At 70.5% G+C, this 16,689-nt stretch carries 15 protein-coding genes; 8 read left to right on the top strand and 7 right to left on the bottom strand.

Annotated elements, in window-relative coordinates:
* Positions 1-110: 110 nt before the first annotated feature.
* Complete coding sequence (locus tag RT2_RS14260) at positions 111-929, top strand: HAD-IB family hydrolase (RefSeq protein WP_072845452.1); 819 nt, start codon at positions 111-113, stop codon at positions 927-929.
* A gap of 519 nt (positions 930-1,448) precedes the next feature.
* Here the strand turns inward: RT2_RS14260 and RT2_RS14255 are convergent.
* Together RT2_RS14255 and RT2_RS14250 are read right to left on the bottom strand one after the other, a co-directional pair.
* Complete coding sequence (locus RT2_RS14255; RefSeq protein WP_072845451.1) at positions 1,449-2,198, bottom strand: Fic family protein; 750 nt, start codon at positions 2,196-2,198, stop codon at positions 1,449-1,451.
* Positions 2,199-2,275: 77 nt separating this feature from the next.
* A complete protein-coding gene (locus RT2_RS14250) occupies positions 2,276-2,722 on the bottom strand; it encodes a VOC family protein (RefSeq protein WP_072845450.1) in 447 nt (148 codons plus the stop codon).
* Between the two features lie 185 nt (positions 2,723-2,907).
* On the opposite strand from RT2_RS14250, the gene acs reads away from it, so the two are divergent.
* From acs to RT2_RS14235, 4 genes are all read left to right on the top strand, one after another.
* The gene (gene acs, locus RT2_RS14245) at positions 2,908-4,854 is read left to right on the top strand and encodes an acetate--CoA ligase (RefSeq protein ID WP_072845449.1); all 1,947 of its coding nucleotides are present in this window, start codon (positions 2,908-2,910) and stop codon (positions 4,852-4,854) included.
* A gap of 193 nt (positions 4,855-5,047) precedes the next feature.
* Positions 5,048-7,372, top strand: a complete 2,325-nt coding sequence (locus tag RT2_RS14240) for an ATP-binding protein (RefSeq protein ID WP_072845448.1) — start codon at positions 5,048-5,050, stop codon at positions 7,370-7,372.
* Positions 7,373-7,476: 104 nt separating this feature from the next.
* Entirely contained in the window at positions 7,477-7,611 is a 135-nt protein-coding gene (locus tag RT2_RS26450) for a hypothetical protein (protein ID WP_255312539.1), read from the top strand.
* 60 nt (positions 7,612-7,671) lie between these two features.
* Positions 7,672-8,817: a N(5)-(carboxyethyl)ornithine synthase gene (locus RT2_RS14235; protein WP_072845447.1), complete on the top strand. Its 1,146-nt coding sequence runs from the start codon at positions 7,672-7,674 to the stop codon at positions 8,815-8,817.
* A gap of 7 nt (positions 8,818-8,824) precedes the next feature.
* On the opposite strand, the gene RT2_RS14230 is transcribed toward RT2_RS14235, so the two are convergent.
* Positions 8,825-10,204 carry an MFS transporter gene (locus RT2_RS14230; protein ID WP_245709108.1) on the bottom strand — a complete coding sequence of 460 codons (1,380 nt, stop codon included), beginning with the start codon at positions 10,202-10,204 and terminating at the stop codon, positions 8,825-8,827.
* Between the two features lie 215 nt (positions 10,205-10,419).
* On the opposite strand from RT2_RS14230, the gene nhaA reads away from it, so the two are divergent.
* The 3 genes from nhaA to RT2_RS14215 are packed head-to-tail and all read left to right on the top strand — an operon-like array spanning position 10,420 to position 13,149.
* Positions 10,420-11,622 (top strand): Na+/H+ antiporter NhaA, encoded by a 1,203-nt coding sequence (nhaA, locus tag RT2_RS14225; protein WP_072845544.1) that lies wholly within the window; start codon positions 10,420-10,422, stop codon positions 11,620-11,622.
* Positions 11,623-11,655: 33 nt separating this feature from the next.
* Positions 11,656-12,192, top strand: a complete 537-nt coding sequence (locus tag RT2_RS14220) for a phage holin family protein (protein WP_072845543.1) — start codon at positions 11,656-11,658, stop codon at positions 12,190-12,192.
* A gap of 27 nt (positions 12,193-12,219) precedes the next feature.
* A complete protein-coding gene (locus tag RT2_RS14215; protein ID WP_072845446.1) occupies positions 12,220-13,149 on the top strand; it encodes an alpha/beta fold hydrolase in 930 nt (309 codons plus the stop codon).
* A 112-nt stretch (positions 13,150-13,261) separates the two neighbouring features.
* Here the strand turns inward: RT2_RS14215 and marP are convergent, their stop codons facing one another.
* The 4 genes from marP to nth are packed head-to-tail and all read right to left on the bottom strand — an operon-like array spanning position 13,262 to position 16,536.
* Positions 13,262-14,452 (bottom strand): acid resistance serine protease MarP, encoded by a 1,191-nt coding sequence (gene marP, locus RT2_RS14210; protein WP_072845445.1) that lies wholly within the window; start codon positions 14,450-14,452, stop codon positions 13,262-13,264.
* Positions 14,449-15,174, bottom strand: a complete 726-nt coding sequence (locus RT2_RS14205) for an NUDIX hydrolase (protein ID WP_072845444.1) — start codon at positions 15,172-15,174, stop codon at positions 14,449-14,451. The genes marP and RT2_RS14205 overlap by 4 nt, the downstream gene beginning before the upstream one ends.
* On the bottom strand, positions 15,171-15,848 hold the full coding sequence (locus RT2_RS14200; protein ID WP_072845443.1) for a TlpA family protein disulfide reductase: 678 nt from the start codon (positions 15,846-15,848) through the stop codon (positions 15,171-15,173). The genes RT2_RS14205 and RT2_RS14200 overlap by 4 nt, the downstream gene beginning before the upstream one ends.
* A 7-nt stretch (positions 15,849-15,855) precedes the next feature.
* Positions 15,856-16,536 carry an endonuclease III gene (gene nth, locus RT2_RS14195; protein WP_092775770.1) on the bottom strand — a complete coding sequence of 227 codons (681 nt, stop codon included), beginning with the start codon at positions 16,534-16,536 and terminating at the stop codon, positions 15,856-15,858.
* Between the last annotated feature and the right edge of the window lie 153 nt (positions 16,537-16,689).

The raw sequence follows: 16,689 nt of genomic DNA, 5'->3' as shown, positions 1-16,689 counted from the left end.
CCGCGCATAATCGCAAATTCGACCGGCGGCAAGTCGCCCCACTTGGACGGACGACCAGGTTGCCGCTCCGCGACCGCGCCCGGAACCGGCGGAAGTCCTATTGTGGACCCGTGACCGCAGCGGCGAGCAGGGAATCCGAGCACGGAACAGTGGCGGCGTTCTTCGATCTGGACAAGACCATCATCGCCAAGTCGAGCACGTTCGCATTCAGCAAGCCCTTCTTCGACCAGGGTTTGATCAACCGACGGTCCGTCCTCAAGAGCAGCTACGCACACTTCCTGTTCATGCTCTCCGGCGCGGACCACGACCAGATGGAACGGATGCGGGCGCACCTGACGAACATGTGCGCCGGCTGGGATGTCGAGCAGGTGCGCGCCGTCGTCGCAGAGACCCTGCACGACATCGTCGACCCACTCGTGTTCGCGGAGGCGGCGGACCTGATCGCCGATCACAAACTCCGCGGCCACGACGTGGTGGTGGTCTCCGCGTCCGGCGAGGAGGTGGTGGCGCCGATCGCCCGGGCCCTCGGCGCAACCCACTACAGCGCCACCAGGATGGCCGTCGAGGACGGCAAGTTCACCGGCGATCTCGACTTCTACTGCTACGGCGAGGGCAAGGTGCAGGCCATCCGCGAGCTGGCCGAGGCGAACAACTACGACCTGGCACGGTGCTACGCCTACTCGGACTCGGCGACGGACCTGCCCATGCTCGGCGCGGTCGGGCACCCGACGGCCGTCAACCCCGACCGGGCGCTGCGCAAGGAGGCGGCCGGAAACGGTTGGCCCATCCTGACTTTCTCCAACCCGGTGCCCCTACGCGCCCGCATCCAGACGCCGTCCGGGACGGCCGTCGCGACCACCGCGGCGGTGAGTCTGGGAGCCCTGCTCGCGGGCGCATTGACGTACAGGGTATTGCACCGACGGCGCTGACGACAGGCCCCCGACACTGGGGTCGTTCCAGTCGGTTTGCCCCTTGAAGTGGGCCGGGCCACAGGGTACAAAGGAGTTACGGAATGAATGACAGGCCAAGGTCGAATCGGAAGAGAAGAGTCGATCTCCCGGTCAGGAATTCCCAGCACGGACACCAGGCACCCACGCGGAGCTCAAGCCACTCAAGGGCAGAAGCGTTGTGGGCCTGCGAGACTCGATCACACGTGAGCGAGAACCTTGCACGAGTTGCAGAGGCGAACTTGCGGTAGTCGAGCCGACGCCGAGGCCGGACACACAACCCACCTAGCACGCTTGGTAACCCGGTAGTCCGTGCTAGCGGGCGGCGAGGTCGACGAGAGTCGACAGCACCGCCCGCTTTTACATGCGGGGCCACCCCGCACACAGTCCTGCACACCCGACGGAGGCCGACGGCCGATGCCGTTGCGGCCCAGCCGGAATCGGATACCCGCGGGTGCGCGGACGGGGCTCGACAACACTCCCCCCGACGGCGGGCGACGTTCAGCCCGCGGCGGCCTCCGCGATCGAGGTCGCCTCGCGGGCGCCCGCCTCGAAGGCGCCGCAGCACAGGATCACCCAGCTGCCGACCCCCTCCGGGGTGCCTGACGCGAAGCCCTCGGCGCCGGTGCGGTATGCCTGCTGCCGACGCAGCCAACTGACCTCCGGGACGCCGAGGTTGTGCGGGTCGAACCCACTGGATGCCGCCACCAGCCGGGACGCCGCGCGGGCCACGACTCCGTCCGCTGTCCCGAACGGACTCAGCGACAACAGCTCTCCGTGCACCACCGCGGCGAGCACGGGCGCCGGCGCCTTGGTGCCACCGGTGATCAGCTGGGCGAGCGCGTCGAGCCGCTCCCCGACCCCGGCCGCGGTGCGCGGTCGGCCGAGGTCCGCCTCGTCCGGCACCAGCCCGGCCGCGGCCAGCAGGTGCAGCCGGGCCAACGCCTGCAGCGGGGCACGCTGCCAGGTACCGACCATGATCGGCAGCGCGTCGCCGTCCAGGGCCTGCGCCACCCGCAGGGCGCCGGTGAGGACGGGATCGCCCGCCTCGCCCGCGCCCGGCAGCTCGGTGCTTCCGCCGTCCAGGGCCGCGGACGCGCGGGCGGCGCGGACGGCGGCCTCGGCGGCCGTCGTCGGCCAGCCGCGGCGATTGGACTTGTGCCGGTGCACCGCACCGAGAGCGTCGCGCGCCCGATCGGCGGCCTCGAGCACTCCAGGCAGGTCCACCAGTGGCTGCAGTGGGTCGTTCACGCTGCTCAACGCTACCCGTCCACCGCGGTGGTCCCGCGCGCGAGTGAGGGTCCCGCGCGCGAGGAGCCGGGTCCGGGTCACTGCGCCGGCCCGATCTCCACCCGGCCGTCGTCGTGCACCACCAGCCCGGGGTTGTGCACCACCTCCCACCGGTACCCGTCCGGGTCGGCGAAGTACCCGCTGTACCCACCCCAGCTGCGCCGTTCCCCGGCGGCGAGCACGGTCCCACCGGCCCGGTCCGCGGCCGCCAGCACCTCGTCCACCTCCGCCGGGCTGTCCACGTTGTGCCCGAGGGTGATCGGCGCCCTGCCCGCCTCCCCGGCGGCGGGCAGGGTCGGCCCGGCCTCGCGCGCCATCTCGGCCAGCGACCACAGCGACAGCACGACGCCGGGCCCGATCTGCAAGAACAGCACCTCGCCGGGCACGTACAGCGTGGGGCTCCAGCCGAGCCCGTCCACGTAGAAGGAGTGCGCCGTCGCCGGGTCGGCCACACCGAGGGTGACCACGCTCAACCGTTGCCTCATCCATCCATCACAACACCGCGCCGGCCACTCGTCGCGTCGGCCAACCGTCGGTCGTGTGAATTCGACCGGTTGCCGCAGCAACGGGGGTTGCAGCCGGGTGCAACGGTGCGCTCCCCGTCACATGTGACTACGCTCACAGCAGCGCAAATGCGCGCCGACGACTCACCGAAAGGGGTACGGGCGACATGACCAGCAGCACCGCCGACGCCAACGTGGCCGAGCAGGCGACCGAGAGCTACCCGCCGAGCGCGGAGTTCGCCGCAGCAGCCAATGCGGGCCCGGAGCTGCAGGCCGCCGCCGACGCCGACCGACTCGGGTTCTGGGCCGACCAGGCCGCCCGACTGCACTGGCACGAGCCGTGGTCGCAGGTCCTCGACTGGTCCGACGCCCCCGTCGCCAAGTGGTTCGTCGACGGCAAGATCAACGTCGCCTACAACTGCGTCGACCGGCACGTCCTCGCCGGCAACGGCGACCGCGTCGCGATCCACTTCGAGGGCGAGCCCGGCGACAGCCGCGACCTGACCTACAACGACCTGCTCGCCGAGGTGAGCCGCGCCGCAAACACTTTCACCGAACTGGGCCTGGTCGCCGGCGACCGCGTCGCCATCTACATGCCGATGATCCCGGAGGCCGTGGTCACCATGCTGGCCTGCGCCCGGCTCGGCCTGACGCACTCGGTGGTGTTCGCCGGATTCTCGGCCTCGGCGCTGCGTTCGCGCATCGACGACGCCGAGGCCAAGCTCGTCGTCACCGTCGACGGCCAGTGGCGCCGCGGTCAGGCGGCACCGCTCAAGACCGCCGTCGACGAGGCCGTCGACGGCGCCGCATCGGTGCGGAACGTGTTGGTGGTCAACCGAACCGGGACCGACGTCGCGTGGACCGAGGGCCGTGACCTGTGGTGGCACGAGACGGTCGAGCAGGCCTCCCCCGAGCACGAGGCGCAGCCGTTCGACGCCGAGCACCCGCTGTTCATCCTCTACACCTCCGGCACCACCGGTAAGCCGAAGGGCATCATCCACACCTCCGGCGGCTACCTGACCCAGGCCTCGTACACCCACCACAACGTCTTCGACCACAAGGCCGGGAGCGACGTGTACTGGTGCACCGCCGACATCGGCTGGGTCACCGGGCACACCTACATCGTGTACGGCCCGCTCAGCAACGGCGTCACCCAGGTGGTCTACGAGGGCACCCCGAACTCGCCGACCGAGCACCGGCACTTCGAGATCATCGAGAAGTACGGCGTCAGCATCTACTACACCGCACCGACGCTGGTGCGCACCTTCATGAAGTGGGGCCGGGCGATCCCGGACGCCCACGACCTGTCCTCGATCCGGCTGCTCGGCTCGGTCGGCGAGCCGATCAACCCGGAGGCCTGGCGCTGGTTCCGTGAGGTGATCGGCGGCAACAAGGCGCCGATCGTCGACACCTGGTGGCAGACCGAGACGGGCGCGATCATGATCTCCCCGCTGCCGGGCATCACCGCGACCAAGCCGGGATCCGCGATGGCACCGCTGCCGGGCATCTCCGCGAAGATCGTCGACGACGACGCCAAGCCGCTCGGCAACGGCGGCAACGGCTACCTGGTCATGGACGAGCCGTGGCCGTCGATGCTGCGCGGCATCTGGGGCGACATGGAGCGGTTCAAGGACACCTACTGGTCCCGGTACGCCCAGGAGGGCTGGTACTTCGCCGGCGACGGCGCCAAGTACGACGACGACGGCGCGCTCTGGGTGCTCGGCCGCGTCGACGACGTCATGAACGTCTCCGGTCACCGCATCTCCACCTCCGAGGTGGAGTCGGCACTGGTCAACCACCACGGCGTGGCCGAGGCCGCGGTGGTCGGCGCCGCCGACGAGACCACCGGACAGGGCATCGTCGCCTTCGTCATCCTGCGCGAGGGCGTGGAGAACACGGGCGAGACCCTGATCGCGGAGCTCAAGGCCCAGGTCTCCACCGACATCAGCCCGATCGCCAAGCCGCGCCAGATCACGATCGTCCCGGAGCTGCCGAAGACCCGCTCCGGCAAGATCATGCGCCGGTTGCTGCGCGACGTGGCCGAGGGCCGCGACCTCGGCGACACCTCCACCCTGGTCGACCCCAAGGTGTTCGAAGCCATCCGCGGCAAGTAGCCCGCCGCAGCGACACCGACAGGTGCCCTTCGCGCAGTCGCGCGGAGGGCACCTTCGTCTCCGCCCGGCGACGGGCCGAGCAGCCCCCGGCCTGTCCTCCGCGACGGCCGGTGCGGCGACAAGTTCCCACCGCTCGGCACCCGCCGCGGGGTACCGTGACCACAGGGGAGCGCGAGGCTGGAGGCACTGATCGATGGCGCCCTCCGTGCGGGGCAGGGTCGGCAACCTGCCCTTGGACCTGACCAGTTTTGTCGGCCGGCGCCGCGAGGTGACCGAGGCCAGACGGCTCCTGGCCCTCTCGCGCCTGGTGACCCTGACCGGGATGGGCGGAGTGGGCAAGACCCGGCTCTCCCTCCGGGTCGCGGCCGAGTCTCAGCGCGCGTTCGACGACGGCGTGTGGCTGGTCGAACTCGGCGAACAAACCGACCCGGAGCTCGTGCCCGACACCGTCGCCGCGGCCCTCGGGCTGAGGGAGCAGTCGGCCCCCTCCCCGCTGCGGCTGCTCACCGACTTGGTCGGGGACCACCGGGTCCTTCTCGTCCTCGACAACTGCGAGCACCTCGTCGACGCGGTCGCGAAGCTCGCGGAGGCGCTGCTGCGCACCTGCCCCGAGCTGCGCATCCTGGCCACCAGCCGGGAGCCGCTGCTGATCGGCGGCGAGACGACGTTGCGCGTCCCGCCGATGACGGTCCCGGACCCGGACCGGACCGGCAGCGTGCAGGGGCTCGCGCAGTACGAGGCGGTGACGCTGTTCGTCGAACGCGCCGCCACCGCGGTGTCCGGATTCGAACTCACCGCCGACAACCATACGACGATCGCCCGGATCTGCGACAAACTGGACGGGCTGCCGCTGCCACTCGAACTCGCCGCCGCCCGGCTGCGGGCACTGTCGGCGGACCAGATCCTCGACCGGCTCAACGACCGGTACCGGCTGCTGAACGCGGGCAGTCGCGGTGCGCCGAGCAGGCAGCAGACGCTGCGAATGTGCATCGACTGGAGCCACGACCTGTGCACGGAGACCGAGCGTCGGCTGTGGCGTCGGCTGGCCGTGTTCGCCCGCGGCTTCGAACTCGACGGCGCGGAGGGCGTCGCGGCCGGGGACCTGACGCCGGACGAGCTGCTCGACCTCGTCGCGTCCCTCGTCGACAAGTCGATCCTCATCCGCGAGCAGCCCGACGGGGTGGTGCGATACCGACTGCTCGAGACCCTCCGCGACTACGGCCTCGAGCGGCTGGCAGAGGCCGGCGAGGAAGCCGACCTGCGCCGCAGGCACCGCGACTGGTACGCCCGACTGACCGCCCGGGCGGAGGCCGAGTGGATCGGTCCGGCCCAGCCGGAGTGGATCGCCCGGCTGGCCCGGGAGCAGGCCAATCTCCGGGACGCGCTCGAGTACTGCATCGCGGAGCCCGGCGAGGCCGAGGCCGGGCTGCGAATCACCAACGCCGCCTACCTGTTCTGGCTCTCCCGAGGCCTGCTCGGCGAGGGCCGGCGCTGGCTCGACCGCACCCTCGAGGCCCAGGGCGGCGCACCTACGCTCGAACGGGTCGAGGCGCTGTGCGCGGGCGCGGTCCTGGCCGGCAACCAGGACGACATCGTCACCGGGGCGGCGATGGTGGAACAGGCCCGCGAGGCCGCCGCCGCCCTCGGCGACCCCGAGGCCGACACCCTTGTCGCGCATGCCACCGGGCACCTCGCGATCTACACCGGTGATCCGGAACGGGCCGTCCGGTTCCTCGACGGGATCCTCGACACGGTTCGGGGCGAGGACGACCGGCTGCGCCACGTGTCCACCCTGCTCGGGCTCTCCATGGCCTCTGCCCTGCTCGGCGACACCCCGCGGGCCACCGCGGCCGCCGAGGAAGTCCTCGCGATCACCGAGCCGCATCAGGAGTCGGTGTACCGCTCGTACGCGCTGTGCACACTCGGACTTGCTCTGTGGCAACAGGATCCGGACCGGGCGCGACCCCTGCTCGAGCAGGGACTACGACTGAGCGGCGTGGTGGACGACCCGCTCGGCTCGGCCGTCTGCGTCGAGACGCTGGCCTGGATCACGGCCGACATGCACCAGTTCCAGCGCGCCGCGGTGATGCTCGGCGGCGCGCAGGTCCTGTGGCAGGCCGGGGGCAACTCGGGCGTGGTCATCCCGGGGTTGCGGACCTTCCACGACGAGTGCGAGCAGCATGCCCGCAGCGCACTCGGCCAACGCGCCTTCGAGACGGCGCTGCGGCAGGGCGCCGGACTCACACTCGACGAGATCGTCGCGTTCGCGGTCGGCGACGAGCCGCCGCCCGCCGAGCCGGCGACGGGCCATCCTGCCGCCGACCTGACCCCCCGTGAGCAGGAGGTCGCCGACCTGGTGGCCCGCGGCCTGACCAACCGGGCCATCGCCGAACAGTTGGTGATCTCGCAACGCACCGCGCAGGGGCACGTCGAGCACGTGCTGTCGAAACTCGGGTTCACCTCGCGCGCGCAGATCGCCGCGTGGGTCGTCGAACAGAGCCACGAGCCGCCGGACTGAACGGTCCGGCGGGCGTCGGGCCAGGGCACTTGGCGACGGGAAGCCCGAATGACGCGTAGGGTCGGTGGCCCGGGACCGTTCAGGTTCCCAATCAAGGGACCACCATGTCGGACAAGTCACCTCGCAACACCATGACGAAAAAATCCGGCAAGTCGCTGAAGGAAAAGCGCGCAGAGAAGCGGTCGAAGACCGACGGCGTGCCAGACGTCGAGATCGTCGCGAAGGCAAAGAAGCGCTGACGCACCAAAAGTGTTGATTTTCAACCACTTGCGATCGACACCTTCAGGAGACAACTGCATATGATTGACCTTGGCGTCTTCGCGCACTCCCACAAGGAGAACGAGCGACGGCTGCCCATCCATCCGATGCACTTCCCGCGTATCGATCCCGACCTGCGTGCGCACCTCTACCTCGAACGCGGCTACGGAACGCCGTTCGGCGTCAGCGACGACGCGTTGGCGCCCCTCGTCGCGGGGATCCGCTCCCGCGACGAGCTGATTGCCGACTGCGACGTCGTGCTGTTACCCAAGCCGCAACGCGAGGACCTGGCCGAACTGCGTGAGGGGCAGACCCTGTGGGGCTGGCCGCACTGCGTCCAGGACGCCGGCATCACCCAGCTCGCGATCGACCAGAAGCTGACGCTGATCGCCTTCGAGGCGATGAACCACTGGACCGCCGACGGCGGTTTCGGCCTGCACGTCTTCCACAAGAACAACGAGCTCGCGGGGTACTGCTCGGTGCTGCACGCCCTCGAGCTCGTCGGGTCGACGGGCGACTACGGCCGTCGACTGCGGGCGGTCGTCATCGGCTTCGGCGCCACCGCCCGCGGCGCCGTGACCGCGCTCAACGCCCTCGGCGTCGACGAGGTGCAGGTCCTCACCAACCGGAAGGCCGCCGCGGTCGGCTCGCCGATCCACTCGGCGCGGATCGTCCACGTCGCGCACGACCCGGACCACCCGACCCGCAGCTGCGTCGTCACCGACGGCGGCCCGGTGCCGCTGGCGGACTTCCTCGCCGCCAACGACATCGTGGTCAACTGCACCCTGCAGGACACCGACGCGCCGCTGACCTTCCTGGACGAGGGCGACCTCGCCGGGTTCGCCCCCGGCAGCGTCATCGTCGACGTGTCCTGCGACGAGGGCATGGGCTTCAGCTGGGCCCGCCCGACGACGTTCGCGCAGCCCAGCTTCGTCGTCGGCGACAACGTGCACTACTACGCCGTCGACCACAGCCCGTCGCACCTGTGGAACTCCGCGACCTGGGAGATCAGCGAGGCCCTGCTGCCGCACCTGCGGACGGTGATCTCCGGCGCCGACGCCTGGGACGCCGACACGACCATCTCCCGGGCCATCGAGATCCGCGACGGGGTGATCCAGAACCCGAGCATCGTCTCGTTCCAGCACCGCGCCGCGCAGTACCCGCACCCGGTCGAGGCCGTCGCCTGACCCGGCATCAGCCGTCCAGGGAGGCGTCCTTGGTCTCGCGCATCACCAGCAGCGCGACGAACGTGATCGCCGCCGCGATCAGCAGGTAGATGCCGACCCAGCCGACACCGTACGACGTCGCCAGCCAGGTGGCGATGAACGGGGCGACCGCCGCCCCGAGGATGCTCGCCGTGTTGTAGGCGATGCCCGACCCGGTGTAGCGGACGTTGGTCGGGAACAGCTCGGGCAGCACCGCGCTCATCGGCCCGAAGGTCAGACCCATGAGCACCATGCCGATGACGAGGAAGACCAGCATCCGGCCCTCGCCCATGCCCACCGGGTCGAGCAGCAGCCCGAAGGAGAGGCCGAAGACCATGATCAGCCCGGTGATCACCAGCAGGGTGATGCGCCGGCCGTAGCGGTCGGCCAGCCAGCCCGAGATCGGGATCGCGCCCGCGAAGAAGAAGACCGCGACCAGCTGGAGCACCAGGAAGTCGGTGTACTGGAAGCCGACCCCGGTGCCGCCGTGTGCCGGGGTCTTGCCAGTGCCGTGGCTGAGCACCCAGGTGGTCATGATGTAGAAGAGCGTGTACGTCGCGAGCATCACGAACGTGCCGATGATCAGCTGGCGCCAGCTGGTCTTGAACACCTCGGCGAGCGGGGTCTTGACCTTCTCCCCGTTGGCCACGGCCCGCGCGAAGACCGGCGTCTCCTCCAGCTTGAGACGCACGTAGAGACCGATCATGACCATGACGGCGCTGAGCAGGAACGGGATCCGCCAGCCCCAGCTGAGGAACGCGCCGTCCAGGTCGGGATTCGAGGTGTCGTGGTCCATGAACAGCGTGATGATCAGGAACAGCCCGTTGGCGAGGAAGAACCCGATCGGTGCGCCCAGCTGCGGCCACATCGCGGCCCAGGCACGCTTGCCCTTCTTCGCGGTCTCGGTGGCGAGCAGCGCGGCGCCCGACCACTCCCCGCCGAGCCCGAGGCCTTGGCAGAACCGCATCAGCGCCAGCAACGCCGGCGCGACGATGCCGATCTGGTGGTAGGTGGGCAACAGGCCGATGAGGAACGTCGCGACGCCCATGGTGAGCAGCGAGCCGACCAGGGTGGCCTTGCGACCGATACGGTCACCGAAGTGTCCGAAGACGATCGAGCCGAGCGGCCGGGCGACGAAGGCCAGGCCGAACGTCGCCAGCGAGGCGAGCAGCGCGGTGGTGTCGTTGCCCTTGGGGAAGAACAGATGCGGGAACACGGACACGGCCGCGGTCGCATAGATGTAGAAGTCGTAGAACTCGATCGAGGTGCCGATTGTGCTGGCCACCACGATGCGGCTGCGCGGCACCTCCTTGGCCTCCGCGACCGCCTTCACTGGCGGGTCGATCACGACGTCGGGGGCCTGACTCATCCGGAATCTCCTGCACAAAACCGCTAAGGCGTGGACCAAGACCGTCCACACTGTGGGAAATACATTATCGGAACCTTTAGCGGAACGAACTTTCAGGTCCGCGCCGTCGCCACCGTCACGCCAGGAAGGCGTTAAGATTCCAGCCGGAGCGCCGGGAAGTCTGGTCGGCAAACAGCCCCTGCACGCCCTCTTCACCACAGGAGACCGGCCACGTGATCACGCAAGTGCGTTCCGAACTTTCCCGCTACCTACGGACCGAGACGGTCGGTGGGTCCATCCTCCTGATCGCCGCCGCGGTCGCCGTGCTCTGGGCGAACTCCGCCTGGTCCGACGCCTACTTCTCGCTGCGCGACTTCCAGGTCGGGCCGAGCGCACTGCACCTCAACCTCAGCCTCGGCACATGGGCCCAGGACGCGCTGCTCGCCGTGTTCTTCTTCGTCGCGGGCCTCGAACTCAAACGAGAACTGGTCGTCGGCGAACTCTCCGACCGCAAGAAGGCGATGCTCCCGATCATCGCGGCGGTCGGCGGCGTCGTCACCCCCGCGCTGATCGCACTGGCAGTCGGCTGGGGCGAGCCGGGAATCGAACAGGCCTGGGCGATCCCGGTCGCCACCGACATCGCGTTCGCGCTGGGTGTGCTGGCCCTGACCGGCTCCCGGATCCCGGCCGGCGCCCGGGTGTTCCTGCTCAGCCTCGCCGTCGTGGACGACCTGCTGGCCATCATCATCATCGCGACCGTGTTCACCGCGTCCATCGCGATGCTCTGGCTGCTCGCCGCGGTCGCCGGCGCGGCCCTGTACTGGTTCGCGCAGCACCGCCGGATCACCACGCCGCTGCTGTACGTCCCGCTGGCAATGTTCGTCTGGTACGCCGTGCACGAGGCCGGGATCCACGCCACCCTGGCCGGCGTGGTGCTCGGCCTGTTGACCCGGGTGCGACCGGACCCGGGCGAGGACGAGGCCCCCGCCACCCGACTCGAACACCGCATCCAGCCGTACTCGGCCGGGTTCTGTGTGCCCGTGTTCGCCCTGTTCGCGTCGGGTGTCCCGGTGAACGCAGAGGTGCTCGGCACGATGTTCACCGACCGGCTGACATTGGCGATCATCCTCGGCTTGCTGCTGGGCAAGACCATCGGCATCTTCGGCGTCTCCTGGCTCGTGGTCCGGCTGCGGATCGCCGTCAAGCCGGCCGGGCTCGACTTCCGCGACATGTTCGCCCTGTCGGTGCTCGGCGCGATCGGCTTCACCGTTAGCCTTCTCGTGGCCGAACTCGCACTCGAGGGCGCCGAACAGGAGAAGGCCAAGGCGGCGGTGCTGCTGACGTCCTTGGCTGCGTCACTGATCGGGTCGGCGCTACTGTTGCGCCGGGGGCGCGTCCACGACGCCCGCACCCAGGCCGAACCGGCCGACAACGGCTGACGAACGACGACGAGACAGGGGCGAGACGTGAGCATCAGCGACCGCAACGGCAGCAACAGGACCCAGCGGCTGACCGGAGACGGAGTCCCGAACTCGATCTCGTCGATCCCGCTCACCGACGTCGACTCGCTGGCACCGGGCACCGCCAGCATCGGCAACCTGGTCAAGGACGCCACCGCACAGGTCTCCACGCTGGTCCGCGCCGAGGTCGAGTTGGCCAAGGCCGAGGTCACCGGCGAGGTGAAGAAGGGCCTGCAGGGCTCGCTGTTCTTCATCCTCGCGATCTCGGTGCTCGTGTTCAGCGCGTTCTTCTTCTTCTTCTTCCTCGCCGAACTGCTCGACGTGTGGGTCGTCCGCTGGCTGGCCTTCCTCATCGTCTTCCTGCTGATGCTGCTGATGACGGCGGCGCTGGCCGGACTCGGATACCTGCGGGTGCGCAAGCTCCGGGCACCGGCGAAGACCATCGACTCGCTGCGGCAAGCCGCGTCGGTGCTGCCCAGCGCCGCCGAGTCCAGCTACCGGCACGGCGACTACACACCCGGCGAGTACGCCCGCCGGACCACCGGCTAGACGGCCATCAAGCCCGCCACGCCGCCCGTGACCGCCCCAGACCCGTCAACCGCCCGCATCGACGGTCCGTGGCGGCATCTCGACGTGCACGCGAACGGCATCCGTTTCCATGCCGTGGAGGCCGGCCCGGCAGACCCCAGCGCGCCGCTGGTGGTGCTGCTGCACGGTTTCGCCGACTTCTGGTGGTCGTGGCGGCACCAGCTGACCGCGCTCGCCGACGCCGGGTACCGCACCGTAGCGATGGACCTGCGCGGCTACGGCGACACCGACAAGCCGCCCCGCGGCTACGACGGCTGGACGCTCGCCGGCGACGTCGCCGGACTGATCCGGGCCCTCGGCCACACCGACGCGACGCTGGTCGGGCACGCGGACGGCGGCCTGGTCTGCTGGTCGACCGCCGTCCTGCACCCCCGGCTGGTCCGGTCGATCGCCCTGGTCAGCTCGCCGCACCCGATCGCCCTCAAGCGGGCGGTCCTGCGCGACCGCGCCCAGCGCGGCGCCCTCCTGCCGTCGTTCCTGAGCTACCAGCTGCCGTGGCGTCCGGAGCGGGTACTGACCCGCAACGGCGGCGCCGAGGTGGAGCGCCTGCTCCGCGAACGGTCCGGCGAGCAGTGGCAGCGCTCGGACGAATTCACGGAGGTCGTCGACCGGGCCCGGACGGCGATCCAGATCCCGGGCGCGGCGCACTGCTCGCTGGAGTACCAGCGCTGGGCGTTCCGCAGCCAGTGGCGTCCCGACGGCCGCCGGTTCATGAAGGCGATGAACAAGGCGTTGACCATCCCGGTCCTGCAGATCCATGGGCAGGACGACCCGTACGTGCTCGCCGCCGCCCTGCGTCACGACAACCGGTGGGCGCCGGGTCGGCGCCTGCACACCGTCGCCGGCGCCGGTCACTACGCGCACCGGGAGCGCCCCGCCGAAGTGACCGCCGAGCTGGCGGAGTTCCTCACCCGCTGACCGACCCCACCAGTCCCCCACCTCCGTCCCCAATGTCACATTAGGTATCTCTGGGATATCCAATGTGACATTGGGGACTGCAGGTGGAGGGGTCCAGGTGCGACCTCGCGAACTAGAGGATGCAGTTCCCGGTGCCGACCGTGGCGGACGCGCCGGACGCCTGCGCGAGCTGCCGCGACACCTCCGCCTCGGTGAGCACGAACCCGGTGTCGCTGTTGTCGACCGCCGCACCGAACACGACGCCCAGCACCCGGCCCTGCTCGTCGACGAGCGGGCCGCCGGAGTTGCCCTGCCGGATCGACCCGCGCACCGTGTAGACCTCGCGGGTGACGTCGGACGTGCGGTAGATGTCGGGTCCCGACAGGTCCAGGGTCTCGCGGACCCGGGCCGCGCTGGCGGTGTACGGACCGCCGCCGGGATAGCCCAGCACGATCGCGCTGTCCCCGGACCGCGCAGGCTCCGGGGCGAACGGGATCACCGGTGCGTCCAGGCCGGGCACCGCGAGCACCGCGATGTCCACCTCCGGATCGAAGAGCACCACGTGGGCGTCGAGCGGTCCGTCAAAGGTGTCCACCACCACCTGCGACGTCCCGGCGACCACGTGCGCGTTGGTCATCACCCGTTCGGGTGCGACCACGAAACCGGACCCCTCCAGGGCCCGCTGGCAGCTCGGCGCCACGCCGCGTATCCGCAACACGCTGGGCTCGAGCCGGGCCGCGACAGGGCTCGCCGCGATGCTCGGGTCCGGCGGGTCCACCACCGCGATCGGGGTGCGCCCGAACGGGCCGATCACGTCGGGCAGGCCGGAGGTGTCGAGCAGCGCCGAGAACTCGCTGGGCAGACGCCGCATCCAGTTGGGCGCGACGTCGTCGACCTGCGTGAGCACCTTGGACCCGCGTACCGCGGTCGCGACCTCGGGCTGCGACGACGCCGTCAGCGGGATGGCCAGCAGCCAGGCCGCGACCAGGACGGCCGCGCACTGCAGTCCGGCGCCGACGACGCTGTCCACCGACCGGGTGACCGGGCTGTGCATCACGCCGCGGGCGGCGCGGCCGAGCACCATGCCCGCCACCTCGCCGACGATCACCATCCCGACGATCAGCAGCACGCCGACCAGCACCCGCGTCCGGCCTGCGTCGACGTGCACCAGCAGGTGCGGTGCGATGAGGATGCCGGCGACCGCGCCGAGGACCACTCCCAGGAACGCCAGCGCGGACGCCACCGCGCCCTGCCGCCAGCCGGAACTGGCGGCCAGCACCGCGACCGCGAGAATCGCGATGTCTATCCAGGCGGATCCGGTCACCGCTCGTGCACCTCGACCACTCCTGCCTCGACCTCAGCCAATGCCACCTCGAGGTCGCGGACGTCGCCGCGATCCCAGTCGATCTCCCAGCCGGAGACCGCGATAAGGCCGGCGAGGACGCCGGCGGTGAAACCCCACACCAGCATGTCGTCGACCAGGAACGCCGGACCCTGGTAGCCGAGCCGGTGCTTGACGACGAATCGGTTGTCCGGATCGAGCAGCGAACGCATCGGCACCCGCGCCACCCGCTCGGTCTCGCCCTGGTCGACCGCCCGCACCGGCGACGGCCGGTCCCAGTACCCGACCACCGGGGTCACGTCGAAACCCGACGGCGGCACGAAGATCCCGGGCAGCACCGCGATGGTGCGCACCCCGTCCGGCTCCAGGCCGGTCTCCTCCTGCGCCTCACGCAGCGCGGTGCCGACCGGTCCGTTGTCCCCGGGGTCGGCGGCGCCGCCGGGGAAGGCGATCTGTCCGCCGTGCTGGCGCAGGGTCGACGCCCGCTGGGTGAGCAGCACGTCGGCGTCCTCGGGCAGGCCGCCGACGGCGATCGGGTCGGCCTCGGCGGAACCGCCGAAGAGGACCAGCACGGCGGCGTCGCGGGCCGACACCCCGGCGGGGGTCCGGCGCAACAGCACCGGATTGACGGCGTTGCCGTCCGACGGCGGCAGGGTGGCGACCCGGCGCAGCCACTCGGGCGGTTGGTGGTCGGTCAGTGTCACGTCGTCACACCCAGCTTCTCTCGGACCACGTCGGCGATCTGGTCCGCGTTGTCGAACGGCTGCGGCAGCACCGCAGCCACCGTGCCGTCGGCCCGGACCAGCACGGTCACGGGCAGTACGTTGGGCGCGCCGAGCGCGGCGGCGACCCGGCCGGTGCCGTCCTGCACTCCCGGCAGGTGCACGCCGTAGTCGGCCAGCGCTGTCAGCGCGTTGCCCTCCTTGGGGTCCTGGTGGACGGTGAGCACCGCGACCTGCTCCCCCGCACGACGGGCGTACTCGTCGAGCGCGGGCAGTTCCTTGGCGCACGGGCCGCACCAGTAGGCCCACAGGTTCACCAGCGCGGGGCGGCCGGCCAGCGCCGCGCCGACGTCGATCCGGGTGCCGTCGGCGAGGCACTCGAGGCCGATGCCGGCCAGCGGGCCCGACGCGACCGCGCCCGGGACCGGCGTCGGACACGGGTCGATCGCGGCTCGCGCCCGGGGACCGGCCAACGCGGCGTCGGTGTCGCCGGGGGCACGTTCCTGCAGCGACGGGGTTGCCCCACCGCCGACGTAGTCGGCGTAACCCCGCGGGAGGGACTCGTCCGGCCCGCCCCGCGGCCAGATCGCAACGACCAGCGCGGCGACGACGACGAGGGCAGCCAGGCTCCAGCGGCCGGCATTGGACACGTGCACGCTCAGCTCACCGACCCGCCAGGTCGAGCAGGTGTTCGGTCTCGGGGCCCTTCACCAGGGCCGCGGCCACCTCGGGGTCGGTCGGGCCGACGCCGAACGACGGGCAGTCCTTCGCCAGCACGCACACCCCGCAGGCCGGCTTCTTGGCGTGGCACACCCGGCGCCCGTGGAAGATCACCCGGTGCGAGAGCAGGGTCCACTCCTTGCGGGGGATCAGTTCCCCGACCGCGTGCTCGACCTTGACCGGGTCGTCCTCCTGCGTCCATTCCCAGCGCCGCACGAGCCGGCCGAAGTGGGTGTCCACGGTGATACCGGGCACATCGAAGGCGTTCCCGAGGACCACGTTGGCGGTCTTGCGGCCGAAGCCCGGCAGCGTCACCAACTCCTTCATCGTGCGCGGCACCTCACCGTCGAAACGTTCCACCAACGCCTGCCCGAGGCCGATGATCGAGTTGGTCTTGTTCCGGTAGAAGCCGGTGCTGCGAATGTATTCCTCGAGCTCCGCGCGCTCCGCCCCGGCGTAGTCCGCGGCGGTGCGGTACCGCGCGAACAACGCGGGCGTCACCTGGTTAACCCGCACGTCAGTGCACTGCGCGGACAGAATCGTCGCGACCGACAGCTCCAGCGGCGTGGCGAAGTCCAGCTCGCAGTAGACGTGCGGGAACGCCTCGGCCAGCCGTCGGTTCATCCGTCGGGCGCGGCGCACGAGACCGAGCTGGGTCTCGTCGCGACGGCGACTTCCGGTGGACGCGACCCGACGCGGAACCGGGGTCTGCGAAACAGTTGAGGACACCCGGACAACTCTACGGACGCGTAGGAGAAGGCCTCACCGATCGTTTCG

The organism is Rhodococcus tukisamuensis NBRC 100609 (assembly GCF_001894985.1).
In the GTDB taxonomy this organism is placed as follows: Bacteria; Actinomycetota; Actinomycetes; order Mycobacteriales; family Mycobacteriaceae; genus Rhodococcus_G; species Rhodococcus_G tukisamuensis.
This window is presented reverse-complemented; position numbering and strand designations above follow the sequence as displayed.